Here is an 18,321-nt window from a genome sequence, read left to right as displayed (position 1 = left end):
TGGTGGCTGGTACATCCGCTCACTCCGCCCAGTTGGCGGCGACCCAGATCTGCTGGTCGGCCCCGCCCCACTCGATGAGCCGCGAGCCCGCGGCGCCCCCGATCGTCCGGATTCCCTCGCCGAACTGGTCGATGGTGATCAGGCCGGTGACCGCGCCCGTGCCGTCCCGGTCGTACCCGACGAACACCAGCGAGTGCCCGTACGAGTCCATCGGGTGCGCGTTCGCGCTGGTCTGGGTGGCCTTGATGCCCTCGAAGTCGGTGTCGAGGTTCCAGAACTGGAGCAGGGCGCCGGGACGGATCCCGGCGGTGGCGAGGCCCACCACCCGGTCGAAGTAGACGCTGTCGGTCTCGCCCGGCCGGCGTACCGGATCGAGCTGGAATCCGGCGGCGAGCCCGGTCGCGACGAGCACCCCCGGCCCACCGCGCCCGATGACGGTCGGCGGGAAGTTACGCTTCGTCCCCTCCGCGTGGAACGAGCCGATGATCGTCTGCCAGAGCCGGTACGCCATCTCACCGCCGTCGTAGGCGGTCGCGCGGTGCGTGCTGCCGCCGATGTTCTGGGCCGGAACCTCGTCCGGGAAGAACGCCCGCAGCACCGGGACCAGTCGCGGCGCGCCGACGTCCGGTGAGAGGTTCGGCAGCGGCTGGTTGTTGCGCAGGATCCCCGCGTGTGCCGGGGTGCCTGCCCAGGCGTCGTCCATGAGCTGGCGGGTTCCCGGCCCGGTGACGCCCCGTCCGAAGTTCAGCCGGCCGCCGCAGACCCGGTTGTCGGTGAGCGCCCGTACCGACCGCCGCATCGACATGTAGGTGCACCTGCCGCCGCCCGGAGCGTCCCGGGGCTCGGTCAGCATCGCCTCGCCCATCGGTAGGCGCAGTTGCAGGTGCGGCGACGGCGTGGCCGCAAGGTCATACGCGAGCGCCACCGTTGCGGCCGGCTGCCGCCACACGTCGGCTGTCCCCCCGTCGATCCACCGCATCCCCCCGGCGACGGAAACCCGCAGATCCCGTACGGGTGCGTCGGCGGGGTACGACCAGAAGAAGACACCGTGAGCCGGGAGGCGTTGGACGGCCAGGGGATTGCCCGCCGGATCGGCGACGGAGATCCGCTGCGCCGGAAAGTGGACCGAACACTCGGCCACCGGCTGCCAGGTACGGGTGCAGCGCAGTGCGTGGTAGACCGGCGCGGATCCGCCGGTGGCCAGCACCGCATCGGGTACGGCCGTACCGGTGGCGGCGTCCGTCAGATGCTGGCGCAGCACCCGGTACACGTGCCGGGCGGGTACGGCACCGTTGGCGCTGTGCGCCGGATCGTCCTCGTCCACCCCCGCACTGAGTACGTTGAACCGCTCCCGGGGCCCGTCCTTCGGCGATTGCCGGGTCGCCGCGGTGACCAGCAGCGTGACGTCATGCTGCGCACCGGTTGGGTGCACAGTCGGCATCGGGTGCGCGATCCGGTCGTCGGTGGCCGCCGTGGCCCCGGCCCTGATGGTCGGCTCGTACCGTCCGTCGAGGAACGCCGCCACCGCATGCTTGGCCCAGCGCGGATCGCTGGGCGGGATGGACGGAGTGCCACCCAACCGCTCCGCGCGCAGCCCCGTCCGTAGCGTGCTGAACAGGAACTCCTGGGATATGCGTACGGGTCCGTACCAGACGACGTTCGGCAGCACCGCCAGATCCGGGTCGAGTTCACCCAGCGCCCGGGCGGCCTCCGGATCGACGGTCAGCCGGAGCATGCCGATGGTGCGCCACCCGGCGTACGCGGTTTCGGTGAACTCGACGTCGTCGGGCGCCGGGATGACCCCCGGGGCCGCCGGGTCGGCCACGAACCGCAACTGCCCGGGAAACAACGGCCGGACCTGCGGTACGGGACTGCCGGCGGTCAGCCGGAACGCCAATCGCATAGCCTGCGGGTAGGGCTGCCCGGCCACCGGCGCCGGCGCGTAGCCGATGTCCGTGACGCTGATCGAGGTGGGATCGATCCGCCCCTGATCGGCCGGGGAGAACGGAAACAGCAGGAAGCCGTCCCTCACCGCGTCCACCCCCCGCGCCCGGTCGTCGTCATGAGGACGGACGCGATGGCGCGTACGGCCCCTGGTCTGTACCGCAACTGGACCCCTTCCCTCGATCTGTGCCGAGTAGAAGGACACCCGAGAAACGTCCCGGTTCATCAGTGACAGCAGTCCCGATCGGCCGGGACAATCGCCCGCGCCGGATGGCCGGTCGGCGACGGCTCGCTCGTCCTGTCGGATCGGTTACCGAAGGCGACGGGGCGTTGACTCTCCTGATCGCCGGCTATTACTGTGCCGCGAGGTGCCGACCGACGTTCGACGGGGGAACATGAGCGGCTTCTATGTGGACCCAGCCGGTCTCAACGGCCTGTACAACCTGCTCCACCGAGCATCCGGCGACGCGAATGACACGCTGACCTATGCAAGAAAGCACTGCGACCTGGAATTCGACCAGCAAGGAATACTCTTCCTCTTCGCCGGCCCACACCAGGTCGCGTACGGGCGCGTCACGGCGAGTTTGGAGCGGCTCGAGACTCTGACCAGAGCTGCCGCCACCCAGATCAATCAGGCGCAGCGGGACTACGCGGCATCGGATACCTCGGCCTCCGCAAGACTGGACCAAAGCTATCCGGGTGCACGTGATCCCGCCGAGGTACGGGGCACGCTGGCCACGGGGCGTCCCGATCTTTGGCCCGCTGCCGAGGTCCCGCCCTTTTCCGACGTTGCCGCGCCCGCCCGTCACCTCGTCTCGCCCAGCTACGCGACCAGCATCGAGATGTGGCAGATCAACCCCCTGACGGACCTGGTCAGTCCGGCGTCCTGGCTACGCCAGGTCAGCGTCTGGCTGTTCGGTCACGACCCGTTCGAGGGCTGGGCCAAGACCTTCAGCGGCGACTGGAAATCGTACGTGCACTGCGCCGCCGCTTGGCGGATCGTCGGCAACGCGATGCAGGACACCGGTCGTAACCTGACCAGCGGGACGGCGGACGTGTCCGGTGTGTGGCGCGGCAACGCCGCAGAGGCCGAACAGGAGTTCCAGCTCGCTCTCGGTGCCTCGACGATGGCGCTGCACTCGGCCTGCGACCAGTACGCCGATCTCTACATACAGGCGGCCGAGGCGGCCAAGCAGCTCTTCGCCGTGGTCAGCGGACTGATTGCGAAACTGCTCGACCTGCTCATAATCGTGAACCTTGCGGCCGTGGTCGGCACGGCGACGATCGAGACCGGCATTGGCGCCGTCGCCGGCTACAGCGTCGCCGCCTACTACGCCTGGCAGGCCTACGACCTGTACAAGGACATCTCAAAGGTCTACGGCAACGCCGAGACCATCTTCAAGAGCATCGCGGGTGCAATTGCGATGATCGACGCCGGTCTCGGAGTCACCCAACTCTCGGATCTGAAGCCGTATCAGCACCCCGCCGGATACCAGGGATAAACCATGGCCGAGGACATCACCCAGCAACCACTGGCCCGCGCGGTCCTGTCTACGCTCGCCCGGAACCGAGGCAAGGATGACCCACTCGGGTCGCTGGCACGGACCGTGCTCACGGGCGAGGCCGGTCTCCGTGCCGCAGCCGCCCACTCGTGGCATGGGCAGGCCCTCGGAGACGCGTTCACCGAGTCGTTGACCCGGCAGGGCGACCTGACGGCAACCGAGCGCGCCGAGATCGAGCTGCAGGCGCGCGAGCTCCAGGATGCCGACACGGATGCAACGGCTCATCCGGGCCACACCGATACCGTCCCCTCCGAAGCCGCAGAGGATGCAAAGCCGTGACTGCTTGGGCACGGGGACAGCTCGCATTCTCGCTGATCTTGCTGAATCTGCTCATGCTCACCGCCGCCCTGTTCGGCACCTGGGCCTGGTGGTCAGAGTATGGCGTGGTATATCGCGTGCTGAGCGTACTCATCTGCCTGATCGTCATCGGTACGCTGGGCGTGTCGGTGTCGATCGGGGTGAAGCCCACCAGGGACGTTCCCTGGCTCCGGATCGGGCTGGTCGCACTGGGAATCCTGCTGTCCTGCGGCGTGGCTTTAGTGCGCCGCGAGGTGCAGTAGTCACGGGCGGTTGCGCAGGCCAGCGATTCCTGACAGCACACCAACCACCCCGTCCAGCCGACAAGTTCAGGGGATGATTCGGCAGGCCGCATCGATCGGAGCCTGGGGGCGTACGAACCGCCCGAGGCCGACCAGCAGCGAGTCCTCGATGTGGAAGTCGCGTACCCGCAGTCGGTAGCGGGGTAGCTCCTCCTCCGTGGGGCAGAGCACCTGCGACGCGACCCGGTCGACCGGGACGTACCGGACCCCGCCGCGCTCCTGGAGGATCACCACGTTCACGTCGTCCACGCTGATCACGTGACCACGGATGTCCTCGTCTGTGCCTCCGGTGTCCTCGACGGTCGTGACGGTGAGCGGCAGCACCGGCGTCGTGATCACCGGCACCGCCGCCCAGACCAGCATGACCAGCGCCGCCGCCTGGCCGACGGACGCGAGCAGCCGGGCGATCGAGGGCAGGATCGGGCCGGCGACGAACAGCGCCACCAGCGGGGGCACGGTGAAGAGCAGGGCCACGACGTACTCGCCCTGTTCGAGGGCGTTCCAGGTGGTCGGGAACACCAACCAGGAGTACGCCAGCAGGCCCGCTCCGATGACCAGTGCCCGGATGACGAGGTGCTCGAACAGGCGTACCGGGTCGAGTTGGAACGTGGCGGCGAGCGCCGGCAGGAGCAGCGGCAGGTAGAGCACCTGCCAGGTGACCAGCGCCAGGCCGAAGCAGGCGATCACGAACCAGACCGGTGCGACGTCGGCCCACCGGGCAAAGATCGGCCGGCGCCGGCCGAGCCGCCCGTTCGGTTCGCGATCGGCGCTGACCGCCAGCACCGCGCCGATCGCGAACACGGCCACCAGGGCGGTGGACACCAGTCGGGTGGCGGTGGTGACGAACGCCGCGACCAGGTTGACCGGCCCGACGTTGGCGACCAGCAGCAAGGTGGTCTGCAACTCGCCTCCGGCTTCGACGCCGAGGCGGAGTACCGAGAAGATGGCAGGTGCGCCGACCGCCACGGCCCAGAAGGACTGGCTGGCCCGCGCGCGGCGTTCGGGGTCATCCCTCGGCGGCCCGGCCCAGGATCCGGCCGTCGCCGTCGCGCCGTCCGCCCCCGGGTCGGCGGCCACCGGTTGGTCCGAGACCGCGCGGGTCATCGCGGCGACCGCTCGTCGAAGTCGATCAGGTCCGGTACCTTCTCCGGCGCCGGCTGGTTCCGGTCCGCGCCCAGCCAGGGCCCGAGCGTCCTGTTGTACGCCGTCCGCCACGGGCTGCTACCGCCGTTGCGGCCGGCCAGGTAGCTCTTCTGCAGGAAGTAGGCGACCAGATCGCGCAGCGCCGGATCGGTGATCGGTACGCCGATGCCCAGCCGTTCGCTGGTGCCGAACGGCATGCCCACGATCTCGAACTCCTTCGGATAGCGGGACATGAACCCGGCGAGGATGGTCTCGTCGGAACTCATCGCGTCGTACCGGCCATCACGGATTCCGGTGACGCAGTCGTTGGTCGTCATCACCACCAAGGGCGAAACCTTGTGCCGCTCCAGTTCCTCCTCACTGGTCGAACCGCCGCTGGTGCAGACCCGGTACGCGGGGTTGCGCAGATCCTCGATGGTCTGGATCTTCCCCTTCATTGCCACCGGGATGAGCACCTCCTGGGTGGTGACGAAGTACGGGCCGGCGAAGCTGACCAGCTTCTCCCGCTCCTCCGTGATGGAGAAGCTGGACACCACCAGGTCGACGTCGCCACCCTGCAGCCTGGGAATGCGGTTTTCGGTCTCGACCGCCTTGAACTCGATATCCTCCGCGGAGTACCCCAGCGACGAGGCGATGTAGCGTGCGATCTCGATGTCGAATCCCTTGTAGACGCCGTTTTCGACCTCACCCATCAGCGGCTCGGTGCCGGCCACCCCGACCCGCAGCTTGCCCTGCTGGTAGATATGGGTCTGCTTCAGCTTCTCCTGCACCGACTCCAGCTTGGGGTCCTGCTGGCTCTGGCAGCCGGCTGCTGCGGCAAGGGCGAGTGTGAGGACCACCGCGACACTGGTGGCCAGGGACCGGTAAGTGGGTGGCGCGGAAGTAGGAGTCATCTGCCCGTCCTCAACTCGAAGCTGGAGTGAGTGCGCGGAAACCTCCAGCGTATCGACGCCCCGCACGATCGGTCACCAGACCTTCACGCAGCCGGTATCGAACTGATCGCATTCGGGAATCTGCGGGCCAGCGGCCTGGCCCCGGGCTCAGTGGTAGCTGGGTGGCTGGACCAGGTCGGGGCCACCGGTGTGCGGCCGCTGGACATGGTCATCGGGTGGCGTTGGTAGCGCCTCGACGCAGGCCGGAGAGCAGGCGTTCACCAACAGGGGCAGGACGTCGGTCGCGATCCGGAGCGAAATCCACACCTGCCGCAACCCGGCCGTACCGATCGGCCGCTGACACACGCCACACGACTCGATGGCGTCGTAACCCCAGGTCCCGGGGTCGAGTTGGGCACAGTCCAGGCCGGCAGTCGAGGACCGTGCCGGTTGCAACTCAGGGAAGGACGGACGGTACTTGAAGTTGCCGTAGATGGCGCGGGTGCTGACCGTACTGTTCCGTAGTTTCGGGCATCGGGTCAGCTCGTAGGGGAACCAGTGCAGGCGGCTGGAGGTGTACGGGCTGAACTCCTCCAGGCTGCTCATCGCGCCGATCTCCGGCGGAATCCGGACCAAGCTGGAGCCGTACAGGTTGAGGTGCTTGACCTCGGTGAGCCTGGCGATGGTCGGCGGCAGGGTGATGATGTCCCGCCGCTCCTGCGGGCTCAGCTCCACGAGTGGCTTGAAGACCTCGCGCCCGTCGGTGGCCGCCTCGTCCACCACTTCGAGCAGTCGTTGCCACGCGGGCAGCGAGGTGTCCTGGCGCTCGGCGTGGAAGCGCACCCGGCTCGGTGGCCGCACCTCGTGCTGGTCGATGCAATTGCAGCGCGGCCTAAAGGACGTCTCGTAACTCGATAGGTGGTCCATGGTGGATCATGTCGGGGTGCAGGTGATCTCGGCAGCTCGCCCGGAGTGGATCTTCCCGTTCACCGGGCTGCAGCCCGTCCAGTTCCGCAGACTCGTCACGCTGGTCGCCGAGCGTGGCGGGGACGCGATCGCTGACGGCCGGCCGGGCCGGCAGTGGTCTCTCGACCTGCCGGACCGGGTACTGCTGGTGGCCGCGTACTGGCGCACGAACCTGACGATGCGCCAGATCGGCCCACTGTTCGGGGTATCGCACTCCGCCGCACACCGGGTCATCGACACCCTCGGCCCCCTCCTCGCCCTGGCCCCGGTGCGGCGGCGTCGGATCGACCAGATCGCGATCGTCGACGGCACTCTCATCCCGACCCGAGACCACCGCCTGGCCGCCCCGAGCAAGAACTACCGCTACAGCACGAACCTGCAGGTCGCCATCGACGCCCACACCCGCCTCGTCGTCGCCCTCGGCGACCCGCAACCCGGCAACCGCAACGACACGATCGTCTACCGCACCTCCGGTATCGACCAGAAGCTGGCCGGACGCCCGGTCATGGCCGACGGCGCCTACCGCGGCAACCCCGAGGTGATCATCCCGTACCGCAAGCCCACCGACGGCAGCGAGCTACCCGAGTGGAAGGCCAACCTGAACAAGCAGCACCGCACCGTCCGGGCGCAGGTCGAACACGCCCTGGCCCGCATGAAGTGTTTCAAGATCCTGCGTGACTACCGCCGCGCCGCCCGCACATTGGCCGACACCGCATCCGGTATCGCCCACATCCACAACATCATCCTGACGGGGTGACACCAGCAGCCTTACCCGGCCACGCCTTCACCGAGTTACGAGACGTCCTTTAGGCACTGCGTTGCCCGTCCGGCCCACCGCGTCGGCCCAGCGATTACCGAACAGTTGTTGTTCCTGCGAGTCTTCCATCGCCGGCACGCTACCGCGTCCGGGTCAACAGGTCCAGGTAGGTGGGTAACGGCAAAACGGTTGCACGCTTATAGCGCTTGTCATAACCGTCTTGTAGGGTCGGAAGCGCGATCGCGATAAATGGTTGCCGCATTTCCTGGCTCACTCCGGGCAACGTTTACGCGTTTCAACGATGGCTTTCAGATGTAACAAAATGTGACGTGAGGGGGCGGGTGACGGATGGCCGACGACCTGGGATCAACAGTGCCTCGGCGGCAACTCGGGCGGGCGCTGCGGGGGCTGCGCACCGAGGCGGGGATGACTCTGGACGGCGTGGCGGAGGCGTTGCAGTGCAGCCGGCAGAAGATGTGGCGGATCGAGACCGGCCTCGGCGCGGTCCGCATGATCGACGCACGGGCGATGTGCGAGCTGTACCGGGCAACGCCCAAACTGACCGCCGCGCTGACGGGACTGGCGAGCGAAACCAAAGCCAAGGGCTGGTGGCATTCGTACGGGGACGCCGTCCCCGAGTGGTTCGAAATGTACGTCGGCCTGGAACAGGCCGCATCCCGGTTACGCGAACACGACGACACTCTGGTGCCTGGCCTCCTCCAGACTCCGGACTACACCCGAGGGGTGTACCAGAACCGCCCCAACATGCCCAAGGAAGAGTTGGAGGAGGTGCTGGAAGTTCGTCACCAGAGGCAAGGTGTACTGGCTCGTCGGATGCCCAAAGCACCACAGTTGGCATGGGTCCTGTCGGAGGCTGTGTTGCTCCGGCGCGTCGGGGGATCAGCAGTGATGGCGAGCCAACTGGCTCACCTGCTCGACCGTGCCGAACTCCCCAATGTCTCGATCCGCATCCTGCCTCTGTCGGCTGGTGCGCACAACGGTGCCCTGGCGGGAGCCTTCGTCATGCTCGAATTCCCGCTGACCAACCGGACGGTCCCAGAGCCACCAATCATCTACAGCGAGTCGGTGACCGGCGCCCTCTACCTGGATCGACCGGAGGAGTTCGCCGTCTACGAAAAGATCTGGACCAGCCTCGAAACGCTGGCACTTGATGAGGAACAATCGAGGAGGCTGATCATCAACATCAAGGAAAGGGTCCACCATGGCTGATGGACTGGTCGGTGCCCGATGGCGCAAGAGCACCCGCAGCGGGGACAACAACGGCAACTGCGTCGAGGTTGCCGGCAATCTGCCCAACATCGTTGCCGTACGTGACAGCAAGGATCCGGGCGGGCCTTCCCTCACCTTCTCCCCCGAGGCGTGGACCAGCTTCATCCGGGCGGCCAGCAGGACGAGCTGAGGGCGTACGACAAACACGAGCGCGCCCGGCGGACCCGGCGGGTGCTCTCGGTCATGTCGTTCGTCGCAGCGTCAGGCGGGCTCGGACATCGGTGGGGCCTGGTGGCGGTCGCGGGAGTCGGCGTGCCAGGTGGCGAGCAGGCGCAGGGCGGTGTGGGCGGCGGAGCCCGGCTGCGCGGTGTACGTGACCAGAGTCTGTTCGGGGGCGTCCGGCACCGCGAGCGCCTCGTACGCGAGGCTGAACTCGCCGACGATCGGATGGTGGAAGTGCATGGTGCCGTGCGGCTTCACCCAGACGTCGTGATCCGCCCACCACTGCCGGAACTCCGTGCTCTTCAACGACAGCTCGCCGACGAGCTGCGCCATCAGCGGATCGTCCGGGAACAGGCCGGCGTGCATCCGTAGGCCGCCCAGGGTGTCCCGTGCCTTCTGGGTCCAGTTGCCCCACAGGTCGCGGGAGGTGTCGTCGAGGAAGATCAGCCGGGCCAGGTTGCGCTCCTCTGGGGCGAGCGCGTCGAGGTCGACCGAGAGCAGAGCGCTGGCCTGGTCGTTCCAGGCGACGACGTCCAGCCGCCGGCCGAGGATGTACGCCGGGACCTCGTACAGGGCGTCGAGCAGCCACTGCTGGCCCGGGCGGACCTGCTCCCGGTTGCCACTGTGTCGCTGCTGCGGCCGATGGCGTTGGGCAGGCCGGGCGAGGTTGTACAGGTGCGTGCGCTCGGCGTCGTCCAGGCGCAGGGCGACCGCGACGGCGTTCAGAATCGACTCGGAGACGTTGCCCAGCCTGCCCTGTTCCAGGCGTACGTAGTAGTCGACACTGACCCCGGCCAACTGGGCCAGTTCCTCGCGGCGCAGCCCCGGCACCCGGCGCCGGCCGCCGAAGACCGGCAGGCCGGTGTCCTCGGGCCGCAGCCGTGCGCGGCGGGACCGCAGGAACTCACTCAACTCCGCACGGGGATCCATGCCGTCCAGTATCGACTCGTCCCGGTGGCCCGAGCCTGGTTCTGCCAGACCTATGAACCGCCAACCGGGGTGACAACCGCACCCTGGGCCCGGCCCGTTTCCGGACGAACGATGGCTGCACACACCACGATTTCCGGGAGCTCACAATGATCGGAACCATCCTGGCCTGCGCCGCCGCCGTACCGGTCGTCGGGGGCCTGGCCTACCGTACGGTCCTGCGGCGCCGGGTCGGGGCGAAGCTGACCATCAACACATCCAACGGCATTGCCGAGGAGCGGTTCGTCCGGATCGGCGGGATCGACCAGTGGATCGGCATCCGTGGCGAGGACCGGGACAACCCGGTGCTGCTGGTGGTGCACGGCGGGCCGGGGTCGCCGTACTCGGTCTTCACGCCGTTGCTGCGCTCGTGGGAGCGGCATTTCACGGTGGTCCACTGGGACCGTCGCGGTGCGGGCAAGACCCTGGGGCGTAACGGCAGGTCGGGCAGCGGGGAGATGACCTTCGACCGGATGGTCGAGGACGGGATCGAGGTGGTCGAGTTCCTGCGCCGGCACCTGCGCAAAGAACGGGTGATCCTGCTGGCCGGGTCGATGGGGACCCTGGTCGGGATCCCGCTCGTCCAGCGCCGCCCCGACCTGTTCAGCGCCTACGTCGGCACCGACCACTACGTGGACATGGCCCGCAACGAGGCGCAGGGGCTGCGGTTGACCCTCGACCGGTTGCGGGCCGCCGGCAACACCAGGGCGGTCGCGATCCTGGAGCGGATCGACCCCGACCCCTCCCGGTGGGACCTGAGCACCTGGGGCAGGAAGATGAACTGGACCATGAAGACCGATCCGGTCGAACCGAACGCGGTCACCAAGCTGCTGTTCCCGCTCGCGTTGACCTCACCGACCCACTCCCTGCGCGATGTCGTCCACCTCGCCTCCGGCTTCGCGTACTCGCAGCGGGTGCTGTTCGAGCAGTTCATGGCGTACGACGCGCGGCGTTACGGGACCCGGTTCGACGTACCGTTCTTCATCTTCCAGGGCGAGACCGACGTGCTGACCCTGACCACCCTGGCCCAGGAGTACTACGCCGAGGTGCAGGCGCCGACCAAGGCGCTGGTGCTGATCGGGGACGCCAGCCACTTCGCCGCCTTCACCCAACCGGACCGGTTCCTCGACGCGCTGCTCACCCACGTCCGCCACCTGTGACTCCGCTACCGGCACGGGAGTCCACCGGATGCCGGCGCCGGAGGAGCCGGCCGGGCCGCAGGAAGTCCCGAGTGGGTTTCCGACGGCCCGGCCGGCTGGTTCACCGGCTGCTCGGCACCGCCGTCAGCTCGGCGGGTAGGCGCTGGCGTTCACCGCGACAGCGAGCCGCTGGTTCACGTGTTCGGTCACCGTCCAGATGAGGTCCGAGCTACCACCCCAGTAGGAGAGGCTTTCCGCACCGATGACCCAGGGGTAGTTGGCAAAGGTGGAATGTCCGGTGGCCCAGACCCTCAGTGCGCCCCGCGCGGTCGCGCTGCCACCGCTGCTGGCGAAGTAGTAGGTGCCGTACCTGCTCGCCACCCCCTGCGTTCGCGGCAGCTTCGTGGTGTAGCCCTCGATCGCGACGCCGGTCAGCGGTCGGCGACTCCCCGAGTCGAGTGCGAAGCGCACCACCCTCGGAGTGGCCCCGGCGTCTATCTGAGCCTGGGTGGCGTACTCGGCGATGACCATGCTGTCCGGACTTGTCGACCGGTCCAGCGACATCGACGACAGGGTCAGCGGTGAGCCGATCGACCGCTCCGTGCCGACCTGCGGCATGATGTAGGCGTATCCGCTGGCACAGTTCTTGTCCAGGCGAGCGACCGCATCATAGGAATGCCCGACCCTCGAGTCGCAGTAGTCCGTGACGTTCGCGGAGAAGAGCTGGTTGAAGTCGAAGATCCGGAACTGGTTGCGGGCGCTGTCGGCCACGTAGAGCAGGTTCCCGTACCACATGAGACCGCCGGCATGACCGGCGACGGTCTTGTAGTATTCCGAGCCGTTCGTCGGCTCGACGAGCAGGACGTGGCGGTAGAAGTCCTCGTAGGTGGCGTCCCAGTCGACCAGGCTGATCCGGTTGCTCGTCGAGTCGGCGTTGTGCCAGCTCGTCGCGACGAGCTGGTGGCCGTCGTAGGTGTTGGCCGACAACGCGTCACGGGTGGTGGTTATGCCCTGCGGGACCCACGCGGTACTGCTGTCATCGGTGGTGTCGCTGTCCCAGCAGAAGCCGACCGGGTTCGCGCCGGCCCGGCTCGTCAATGCGGAGTACGTGCTCGCATGGCACAGCGGCTCGCGATTCCGATTTGCCTGGCTCATCACCCAGTCGATGGTTCGGGCGGTCATGCTCCGGCCGATGTTCATCAGCCCGCCGCTGTCCTCGGGGGCGGTATAGCTGGAAAGCCTGTACGCGGACGGATTCGTCATGATGGTGATGACGCCAGCGACCGGGTCGGCGTTGGCAGGTGCCTGGATGAACCCGACCGCACCCACGGTCGGAAGCAGAAGTGCCGCCAGAGCCAGCGCGGAGCGCCGGAACCAGCGACTACGAGAGCGGTGTCGCGTCATGCGCAGTCCCTTCAGGTGAAACGAGCGATCCTGACCGGACTCCACTACTTGCCGCAGGCTCCGGTGCCGACAGCGTGACGCAGCGAACCTGGGCGCTCCTGCAGGGAAGCTTGAATGCGCAGGTCAGGATCGCCAGCCTCGGTAGGTTTCCCGGAGCAGGTTGTTGTCAAAGTCGGCCGCGACCCGGACGACATCGATCAGCATGAGTTCATCCGGCTACCCTGGGTGGGGCGTTCGAAGATCGGAACCGGTGCCGGAGGTAGGTGCGGTATGGGGGAAGCCGGCCGGGAGGCACTGCTGGAGTTCGTCGACGAACTCAGGCGGCTGCGGCAACTCGCCGGTGCGCCGTCGCTGAACGAACTGGTCGCGGTCGCCGCCCGGTTGCAGCAGCCGCTCGCCCGCTCCACCCTGAGCGACAAGCTCAATGCCAAGTCACTGCCCGAGTGGCACTTCGTGGCGGCGTACGTCAGTGCCTGCTCCGCCCACGCCGAGCAGGTCGGCGTACCGCTGCCGGCCGAGCTGACCGACCTGGCCCGGTGGGACGCCGAGCACTGGCGGTTGCTGCGGGCCGCGGACGGTGTCCGGGCAGGCGAGCGGCTCAGCGGTGCGGCGCACACCGAGGTGGGTCGCCGTGCCTCGCGAGCCGAGCAGCCGAAGCCGTCGGCCCCTGAGCACCCACGGATCGGCGACGGGTCGATCGTCCCCCGGCAGTTGCCGGCGGCGGTACGGCACTTCGCGGGACGGGCGCCGCAGGTCGCCGCCCTGACCGAACTGCTCGCGGAGTCGGCCGGCGCACCGGGTACGGTGCTGATCTCGGCGATCGGCGGGACGGCCGGGGTCGGCAAGACCGCCCTCGCGCTGCACTGGGCGCACGGGGTGGCGGACCGTTTCCCGGACGGGCAGCTCTACGTCAACCTGCGCGGTTTTGACGCCACCGGGTCGATGATGAGCCCGGCCGAGGCGATGCGGGGTTTCCTGGAGGCCCTCGGTGTGCCCGCCGAGCGCGTCCCGGCGGGGCTGACCGCGCAGGCGGCGCTCTACCGGAGCCTGCTGGTGGGGCGCAGGATGCTCGTCCTGCTGGACAACGCCCGTGACGCCGACCAGGTACGTCCGTTGCTGCCCGGTTCGTCCGGCTGCCTGGTGGTGGTGACGAGTCGCAACCAGTTACCGGGGCTGGTCGCGGCGGAGGGTGCGCATCCGCTGCTCCTGGACCTGCTGCCGGCGGCGGAGTCGCTGGAGCTGCTGTCCCGCCGTCTCGGCGACCGGCGGGTGGCCCGGGAGCCTGCGGCGGTGGACCGGATCGTCGCGTCGTCGGCGGGGCTGCCGCTGGCGCTGTCCATCGTGGCCGCACGGGCCGCCACCCATCCGGACTTCGGGCTGGCCAGGCTGGCCGACGAGTTGGAGGGCACGCGGGGCAGCCTCGACGGGTTCACCGGTGGTGAGGCCGGTGCCGACGTACGGGCGGTCCTCTCCTGGTCCTACCGGGGTCTGGACCCGGCGACCGCGAGGCTGTTCCGTCTGCTCGGGCTGCACCCCGGCCCGGACCTGTCCGTGCCGGCCGCCGCCAGTCTCGCCGGCCTTCCGGTCGCGGACGTACGGGCACCGCTGGCCAACCTGACCCGGGCGAACCTGCTGGCCGAGCCCCTGCCCGGCCGGTACGCCCTGCACGACCTCCTGCGGGCGTACGCGCTCGAGCAGGTCGACGCGAACGATCCCGACCAGGATCGGCGCGACGCCCTGACCCGGCTGTTCGATCACTACCTGCACACCGCGCACGGCGCGGACCTGCTGCTCTACCACCATCGTGACTCGATCGACGTACCCGCCGTGCACGACGGGGTGGCGACGATCGAGCTGCGCGACCGTGATCATGCGTGGGCCTGTCTCGGTGCCGAACACCGGGCGCTGCTGGCCGCCACCGCACTGGCCGCCGGCACCGGTTTCGAGACCCACGCCTGGCAGCTCGCCTGCACGCTGAACACCTACCTGGACCGGCTGGGGGCATGGCAGGACCAGTCCGGCGTACAGCGGCTCGCCCTGGAGGCCGCCACCCGGTCCGGTGACCGGCTCGGCCAGGCGCGCGTCCACCGCAACCGCGCGGTGGCCTGCCTGCGCCTGGGGAGCTACGACGAGGCCGGTGCCCATCTGCGCCAGTCCCTGGACCTGTACGGCCAGCTCGGCGACGACGTCGGAAGTGCCCGTACGCAGCTCAACCTCGGCATCCTGGCCGAGCGCCAGGGCGACTACCGGCAGGCGCTCGACCACGCGCAACGGGCCTTCGACCTGTTCGAGGGTGCCGGTCACGGGCACGGCGCGGCCAACGCGTTGAACAACATCGGCTGGTACCACATCCAGCTCGGCGACCACCGGCGGGCGCTCGGTTACTGCGAGCGGGCCCTCGCCGAGCAGCAGCGGACCGGCAACCGGTACTGGCAGGCGCACACCTGGGACAGCCTCGGCTACGCGCACCACCATCTCGGGCACCACCGGGAGGCCGTCGAATGCTACGAGCACGCGCTCGCGCTGTGGCAGGAGGCCGGGGAGCGCTACTTCGAAGCCACCACGTTGACGCACCTCGGCGACACCCACCACGGCGTGGGCGACGTCGATCGGGCCGGCTCCGCCTGGCGGCAGGCCGCCGACATCCTCGACCGGCTCGGCCACCCGGACGCCGAGCAGGTGTGGACGAAACTGCGCCCCGACGCCAATTCACCGTCCTGACCCGACAATTCCCGGAACCGGCAGGAAATCCACCATCAGCATGGCGTACGCGACCGCTGTCCGGCCGATTCCCGGACAGCGGAACCGACGCCGGGACAATCATCGCAGGTCGCGCCGACTATTGGGATCGAGGTGTCCGGGCGCAACCCGGAATAGGGAATCCGGGACGGCCACAAAGGCTCCGAACAGGGGTTTTGTTCGGCAGATCCCACTCCCGCGTGACACCTTGCGTACCTTTCGTCAATGGGTACGCATAGCAATTCACGAATGGCTGGCACTTTCGTCGAATTCCCGCCACCGAGGCGACCGGGTGGAGAACCTGTGGTCGGAAGGTTCGCACCCAGAACGAAGGGAATTCCGTGAGCCAGACCCACACCAGACGGTGGCGCATCGCGGTGGCGGTCGGCGTGGCGGTGGCCACCGCCGTCGCACCGCTCGGCGCACCACCGGGGCAAGCCGCGCAGCTCGCCCCGTCCCAACTCGTCGGTTTCACCATCGGGGCGGACGGCCGCCTCTACCCGGCCACGACCGGGCCGTCGTCGGGGCCGTCCGGCCCGGTCAGCAACGCGGTGATCGCGCCACCCGGGGCGGGCGTCAGCGCGGTACGCCAACCCGACGGGAACCTCGCCACCTTCGTCATCGGAACCCAGGGTGCGCTCGTCGCGGGCACCACCAACTCCGCCAGCAGTGGATTCAGGATCTTCACCGACGGGGCGGGTGGACTGGCGCCGCCCGGTGGACAGGTGAGCGCGGTCAGCACCGCGGACGGCGTACACGCCTTTTTTGTCGGCAACGACGGGGCGCTGTACGGCGCGTCGTACGTCCAGCGCGTACAGCCGGGAGCCGGACCACAACGGATCTCCGCGACCGGGATCGCGCCGCCGGGCGCGGTCGTCGCCGCGACCCGGCAGGGCAACGTGCCGGGCGCCCTGTTCGTCGGCGCGGACGGCGGGCTCCAGTCGGTCTGGCGGACCGGCACCAACACCTGGGCCACGGTCCCGGCCAGCCCGCCCGGCCTGGCGCCGCCCGGTGGCGGCGTCGCCGCGACCTCCGGTGCCGTGGTGTACGCGTTCCTCACCGGCCTCGACGGACGGCTCTGGCGGGTGAACTTCGCGGCCGGCGGCCTACCGGATCCGTGGGACCCGGTGGCCATCTCGGGAGTCGGCGCGGCACCGGTCGGGGCGCGCCTCGCCGCGGCGCAGTTCACCACCGGCCAGCTCAGCGTCTTCTTCGCGGGCGCCGACGGTGCGATCCGGGTGGCGACCAACCTCGCCGGCGGATGGATCGAGCCGGCGGTGGCCAGCCAGCCGGGAATCGCCCGTCCCGGGGGTCCGATCTCGCTCACCGTCGTCGACGACTACGTGTACGTGGCCTGGTGCGGCAACAACATCTGGTGGTGGTTCTTCTGGTGGTGGCGGCGCCCGATCCCCCCGCCGCCGGGGCCACCGCCGTGGTCCGGCGAGGTCTTCTCGTTCCCGACGAGCAACCCGGTCCGGGTCGGCTTCGACACCTCGATCACCATGATCAGGTAAGCGGTTAGCTTTCCAGGCGGAACGGGTGCCCGGACCGAGCCGGGGTCCGGGCACCCGTTCCGACCCGGACCGAGGAGGCGGCTTGGGCCGATCGCGGGACAGGGGCGCCGAGCGAGCCATACGGTGACCGGAATGCGGATACTCGTCACCGGTGCGGCCGGGTTCATCGGATCCCACGTCGCCGACCTGCTCGTCGAGGACGGGCATGAGGTCGTGGTCCTGGACGCGCTGCTGCCACAGGCCCACGGCGGGGAGATTCCGCCCTGGTCGCGGCGGCACAACCTGGTGGTCGGCGACGTACGCGACGGCGGGCTGCTGGTCCGGCTGCTGTCAGGGGTCGAGGCGGTGTGTCACCAGGCGGCGATGGTCGGCCACGGACTCGACCCCTCGGACGCCCCCGAGTACGCCGGGCACAACAACCTCGGCACCGCCCACCTGCTCGCCGCGATGCACGCGGCGGGCGTACGCCGGCTGGTCCTGGCCAGCTCGATGGTGGTCTACGGCGAGGGCCGCTACCACTGCCCGGTCCACGCGGTGGTCCGACCAACGGACCGGCGCCCGGCCGACCTCGCCGCGAGCAGGTACGACCCGACCTGCCCAACCTGCGGCCGGGCGCTGGCCCCCGGGCTGGTGCCGGAAGACGCGCCGCTGGAACCGCGCAGCACGTACGCCGCGACCAAGCTCGCCCAGGAGCACCTGGCGGCGGCGTGGGCACGGCAGACCGGGGGCGGAGTCTGGGCGCTGCGCTACCACAACGTCTACGGGCCGAGAATGCCCCGGGACACCCCGTACGCCGGAGTGGCGTCGATCTTCCGGTCGGCGCTGGCCGGCGGGCAGGCGCCCCGGGTGCTCGAGGACGGACGGCAGCGGCGCGACTTCGTCCACGTCGGCGACGTGGCACGGGCGAACCTGCTGGCCCTCACCGCCCCGCCGCCGGACGGGTCGGTGCCGCTGAACATCTGCTCCGGTGAGCCGCACACGGTCGGGGAGTTGGCGTACGAGTTGGCGGCCGCGATGGACGGCCCGACGCCGGTGGTGGTCGGCGGCGGTCGACCGGCGGACGTACGGCACGTGGTCGCCGACCCGGCCCGAGCGGCGGAACTGATCGGGTTCCGCGCCCGGATCGGGTTCACCGACGGCGTCGCCGGGTTCGCGACCGCGCAGTTGCGCGCCCCGGCCGCGATCCGGACGCCGTCCGTCGTGGCCGGCTGACCGCCGGACCGCGACACGGGCGTGGGTAACGACAGTTCGGCGACGGGTACCG

Annotated in this window: 16 protein-coding genes; 10 read left to right on the top strand and 6 right to left on the bottom strand. The window is 69.2% G+C overall.

Annotated features, from left to right (window positions below):
• Positions 1-19: 19 nt before the first annotated feature.
• On the bottom strand, positions 20-2,032 hold the full coding sequence (locus OIE47_RS28770) for a hypothetical protein (RefSeq protein WP_326557644.1): 2,013 nt from the start codon (positions 2,030-2,032) through the stop codon (positions 20-22).
• A gap of 280 nt (positions 2,033-2,312) precedes the next feature.
• Here OIE47_RS28770 and OIE47_RS28765 point away from each other — a divergent pair, with 280 nt between their 5' ends.
• The 3 genes from OIE47_RS28765 to OIE47_RS28755 are packed head-to-tail and all read left to right on the top strand — an operon-like array spanning position 2,313 to position 4,066.
• Positions 2,313-3,446 (top strand): hypothetical protein, encoded by a 1,134-nt coding sequence (locus OIE47_RS28765; protein ID WP_326557643.1) that lies wholly within the window; start codon positions 2,313-2,315, stop codon positions 3,444-3,446.
• A gap of 3 nt (positions 3,447-3,449) precedes the next feature.
• Entirely contained in the window at positions 3,450-3,785 is a 336-nt protein-coding gene (locus OIE47_RS28760) for a hypothetical protein (RefSeq protein ID WP_326557642.1), read from the top strand.
• Between the two features lie 38 nt (positions 3,786-3,823).
• Positions 3,824-4,066, top strand: coding sequence for a hypothetical protein (locus tag OIE47_RS28755; protein ID WP_326557641.1), 243 nt, complete (start codon positions 3,824-3,826; stop codon positions 4,064-4,066).
• A gap of 66 nt (positions 4,067-4,132) precedes the next feature.
• Here OIE47_RS28755 and OIE47_RS28750 read toward each other — a convergent pair whose 3' ends face one another.
• The 3 genes from OIE47_RS28750 to OIE47_RS28740 all read right to left on the bottom strand — a co-directional run bounded on the left by OIE47_RS28750 (position 4,133) and on the right by OIE47_RS28740 (position 6,981).
• Positions 4,133-5,209, bottom strand: coding sequence for a hypothetical protein (locus tag OIE47_RS28750; RefSeq protein WP_326557640.1), 1,077 nt, complete (start codon positions 5,207-5,209; stop codon positions 4,133-4,135).
• Positions 5,206-6,141 carry a transporter substrate-binding domain-containing protein gene (locus tag OIE47_RS28745; RefSeq protein WP_326557639.1) on the bottom strand — a complete coding sequence of 312 codons (936 nt, stop codon included), beginning with the start codon at positions 6,139-6,141 and terminating at the stop codon, positions 5,206-5,208. Before OIE47_RS28745 ends, OIE47_RS28750 begins: the two co-directional genes overlap by 4 nt.
• Positions 6,142-6,288: 147 nt before the next feature.
• Positions 6,289-6,981, bottom strand: a complete 693-nt coding sequence (locus tag OIE47_RS28740; RefSeq protein ID WP_326557638.1) for a leucine-rich repeat domain-containing protein — start codon at positions 6,979-6,981, stop codon at positions 6,289-6,291.
• Positions 6,982-7,063: 82 nt separating this feature from the next.
• Between OIE47_RS28740 and OIE47_RS28735 the strand changes: the two genes are divergently transcribed.
• The 3 genes from OIE47_RS28735 to OIE47_RS28725 all read left to right on the top strand — a co-directional run bounded on the left by OIE47_RS28735 (position 7,064) and on the right by OIE47_RS28725 (position 9,263).
• Positions 7,064-7,843 (top strand): transposase family protein, encoded by a 780-nt coding sequence (locus OIE47_RS28735; RefSeq protein ID WP_326563273.1) that lies wholly within the window; start codon positions 7,064-7,066, stop codon positions 7,841-7,843.
• 348 nt (positions 7,844-8,191) lie between these two features.
• Positions 8,192-9,073, top strand: a complete 882-nt coding sequence (locus tag OIE47_RS28730; protein ID WP_326557637.1) for a helix-turn-helix domain-containing protein — start codon at positions 8,192-8,194, stop codon at positions 9,071-9,073.
• On the top strand, positions 9,066-9,263 hold the full coding sequence (locus tag OIE47_RS28725; protein WP_326557636.1) for a DUF397 domain-containing protein: 198 nt from the start codon (positions 9,066-9,068) through the stop codon (positions 9,261-9,263). Before OIE47_RS28730 ends, OIE47_RS28725 begins: the two co-directional genes overlap by 8 nt.
• A gap of 71 nt (positions 9,264-9,334) precedes the next feature.
• Here OIE47_RS28725 and OIE47_RS28720 read toward each other — a convergent pair whose 3' ends face one another.
• Positions 9,335-10,225 (bottom strand): helix-turn-helix transcriptional regulator, encoded by an 891-nt coding sequence (locus OIE47_RS28720; RefSeq protein WP_326557635.1) that lies wholly within the window; start codon positions 10,223-10,225, stop codon positions 9,335-9,337.
• Positions 10,226-10,371: 146 nt separating this feature from the next.
• Between OIE47_RS28720 and OIE47_RS28715 the strand changes: the two genes are divergently transcribed.
• Positions 10,372-11,421: an alpha/beta fold hydrolase gene (locus OIE47_RS28715; RefSeq protein ID WP_326557634.1), complete on the top strand. Its 1,050-nt coding sequence runs from the start codon at positions 10,372-10,374 to the stop codon at positions 11,419-11,421.
• A gap of 123 nt (positions 11,422-11,544) precedes the next feature.
• Here OIE47_RS28715 and OIE47_RS28710 read toward each other — a convergent pair whose 3' ends face one another.
• A complete protein-coding gene (locus OIE47_RS28710) occupies positions 11,545-12,804 on the bottom strand; it encodes a hypothetical protein (RefSeq protein ID WP_326557633.1) in 1,260 nt (419 codons plus the stop codon).
• 270 nt (positions 12,805-13,074) lie between these two features.
• Here OIE47_RS28710 and OIE47_RS28705 point away from each other — a divergent pair, with 270 nt between their 5' ends.
• The 3 genes from OIE47_RS28705 to OIE47_RS28695 all read left to right on the top strand — a co-directional run bounded on the left by OIE47_RS28705 (position 13,075) and on the right by OIE47_RS28695 (position 18,269).
• Complete coding sequence (locus tag OIE47_RS28705; protein WP_326557632.1) at positions 13,075-15,525, top strand: ATP-binding protein; 2,451 nt, start codon at positions 13,075-13,077, stop codon at positions 15,523-15,525.
• 359 nt (positions 15,526-15,884) lie between these two features.
• Positions 15,885-17,057 (top strand): hypothetical protein, encoded by a 1,173-nt coding sequence (locus tag OIE47_RS28700; protein ID WP_326557631.1) that lies wholly within the window; start codon positions 15,885-15,887, stop codon positions 17,055-17,057.
• A 132-nt stretch (positions 17,058-17,189) separates the two neighbouring features.
• Positions 17,190-18,269: an NAD-dependent epimerase/dehydratase family protein gene (locus OIE47_RS28695; RefSeq protein ID WP_326557630.1), complete on the top strand. Its 1,080-nt coding sequence runs from the start codon at positions 17,190-17,192 to the stop codon at positions 18,267-18,269.
• Positions 18,270-18,321: the final 52 nt, after the last annotated feature.

The sequence above is a fragment of the Micromonospora sp. NBC_01796 genome, from assembly GCF_035917455.1.
GTDB lineage: Bacteria > Actinomycetota > Actinomycetes > Mycobacteriales > Micromonosporaceae > Micromonospora_G.
This window is presented reverse-complemented; position numbering and strand designations above follow the sequence as displayed.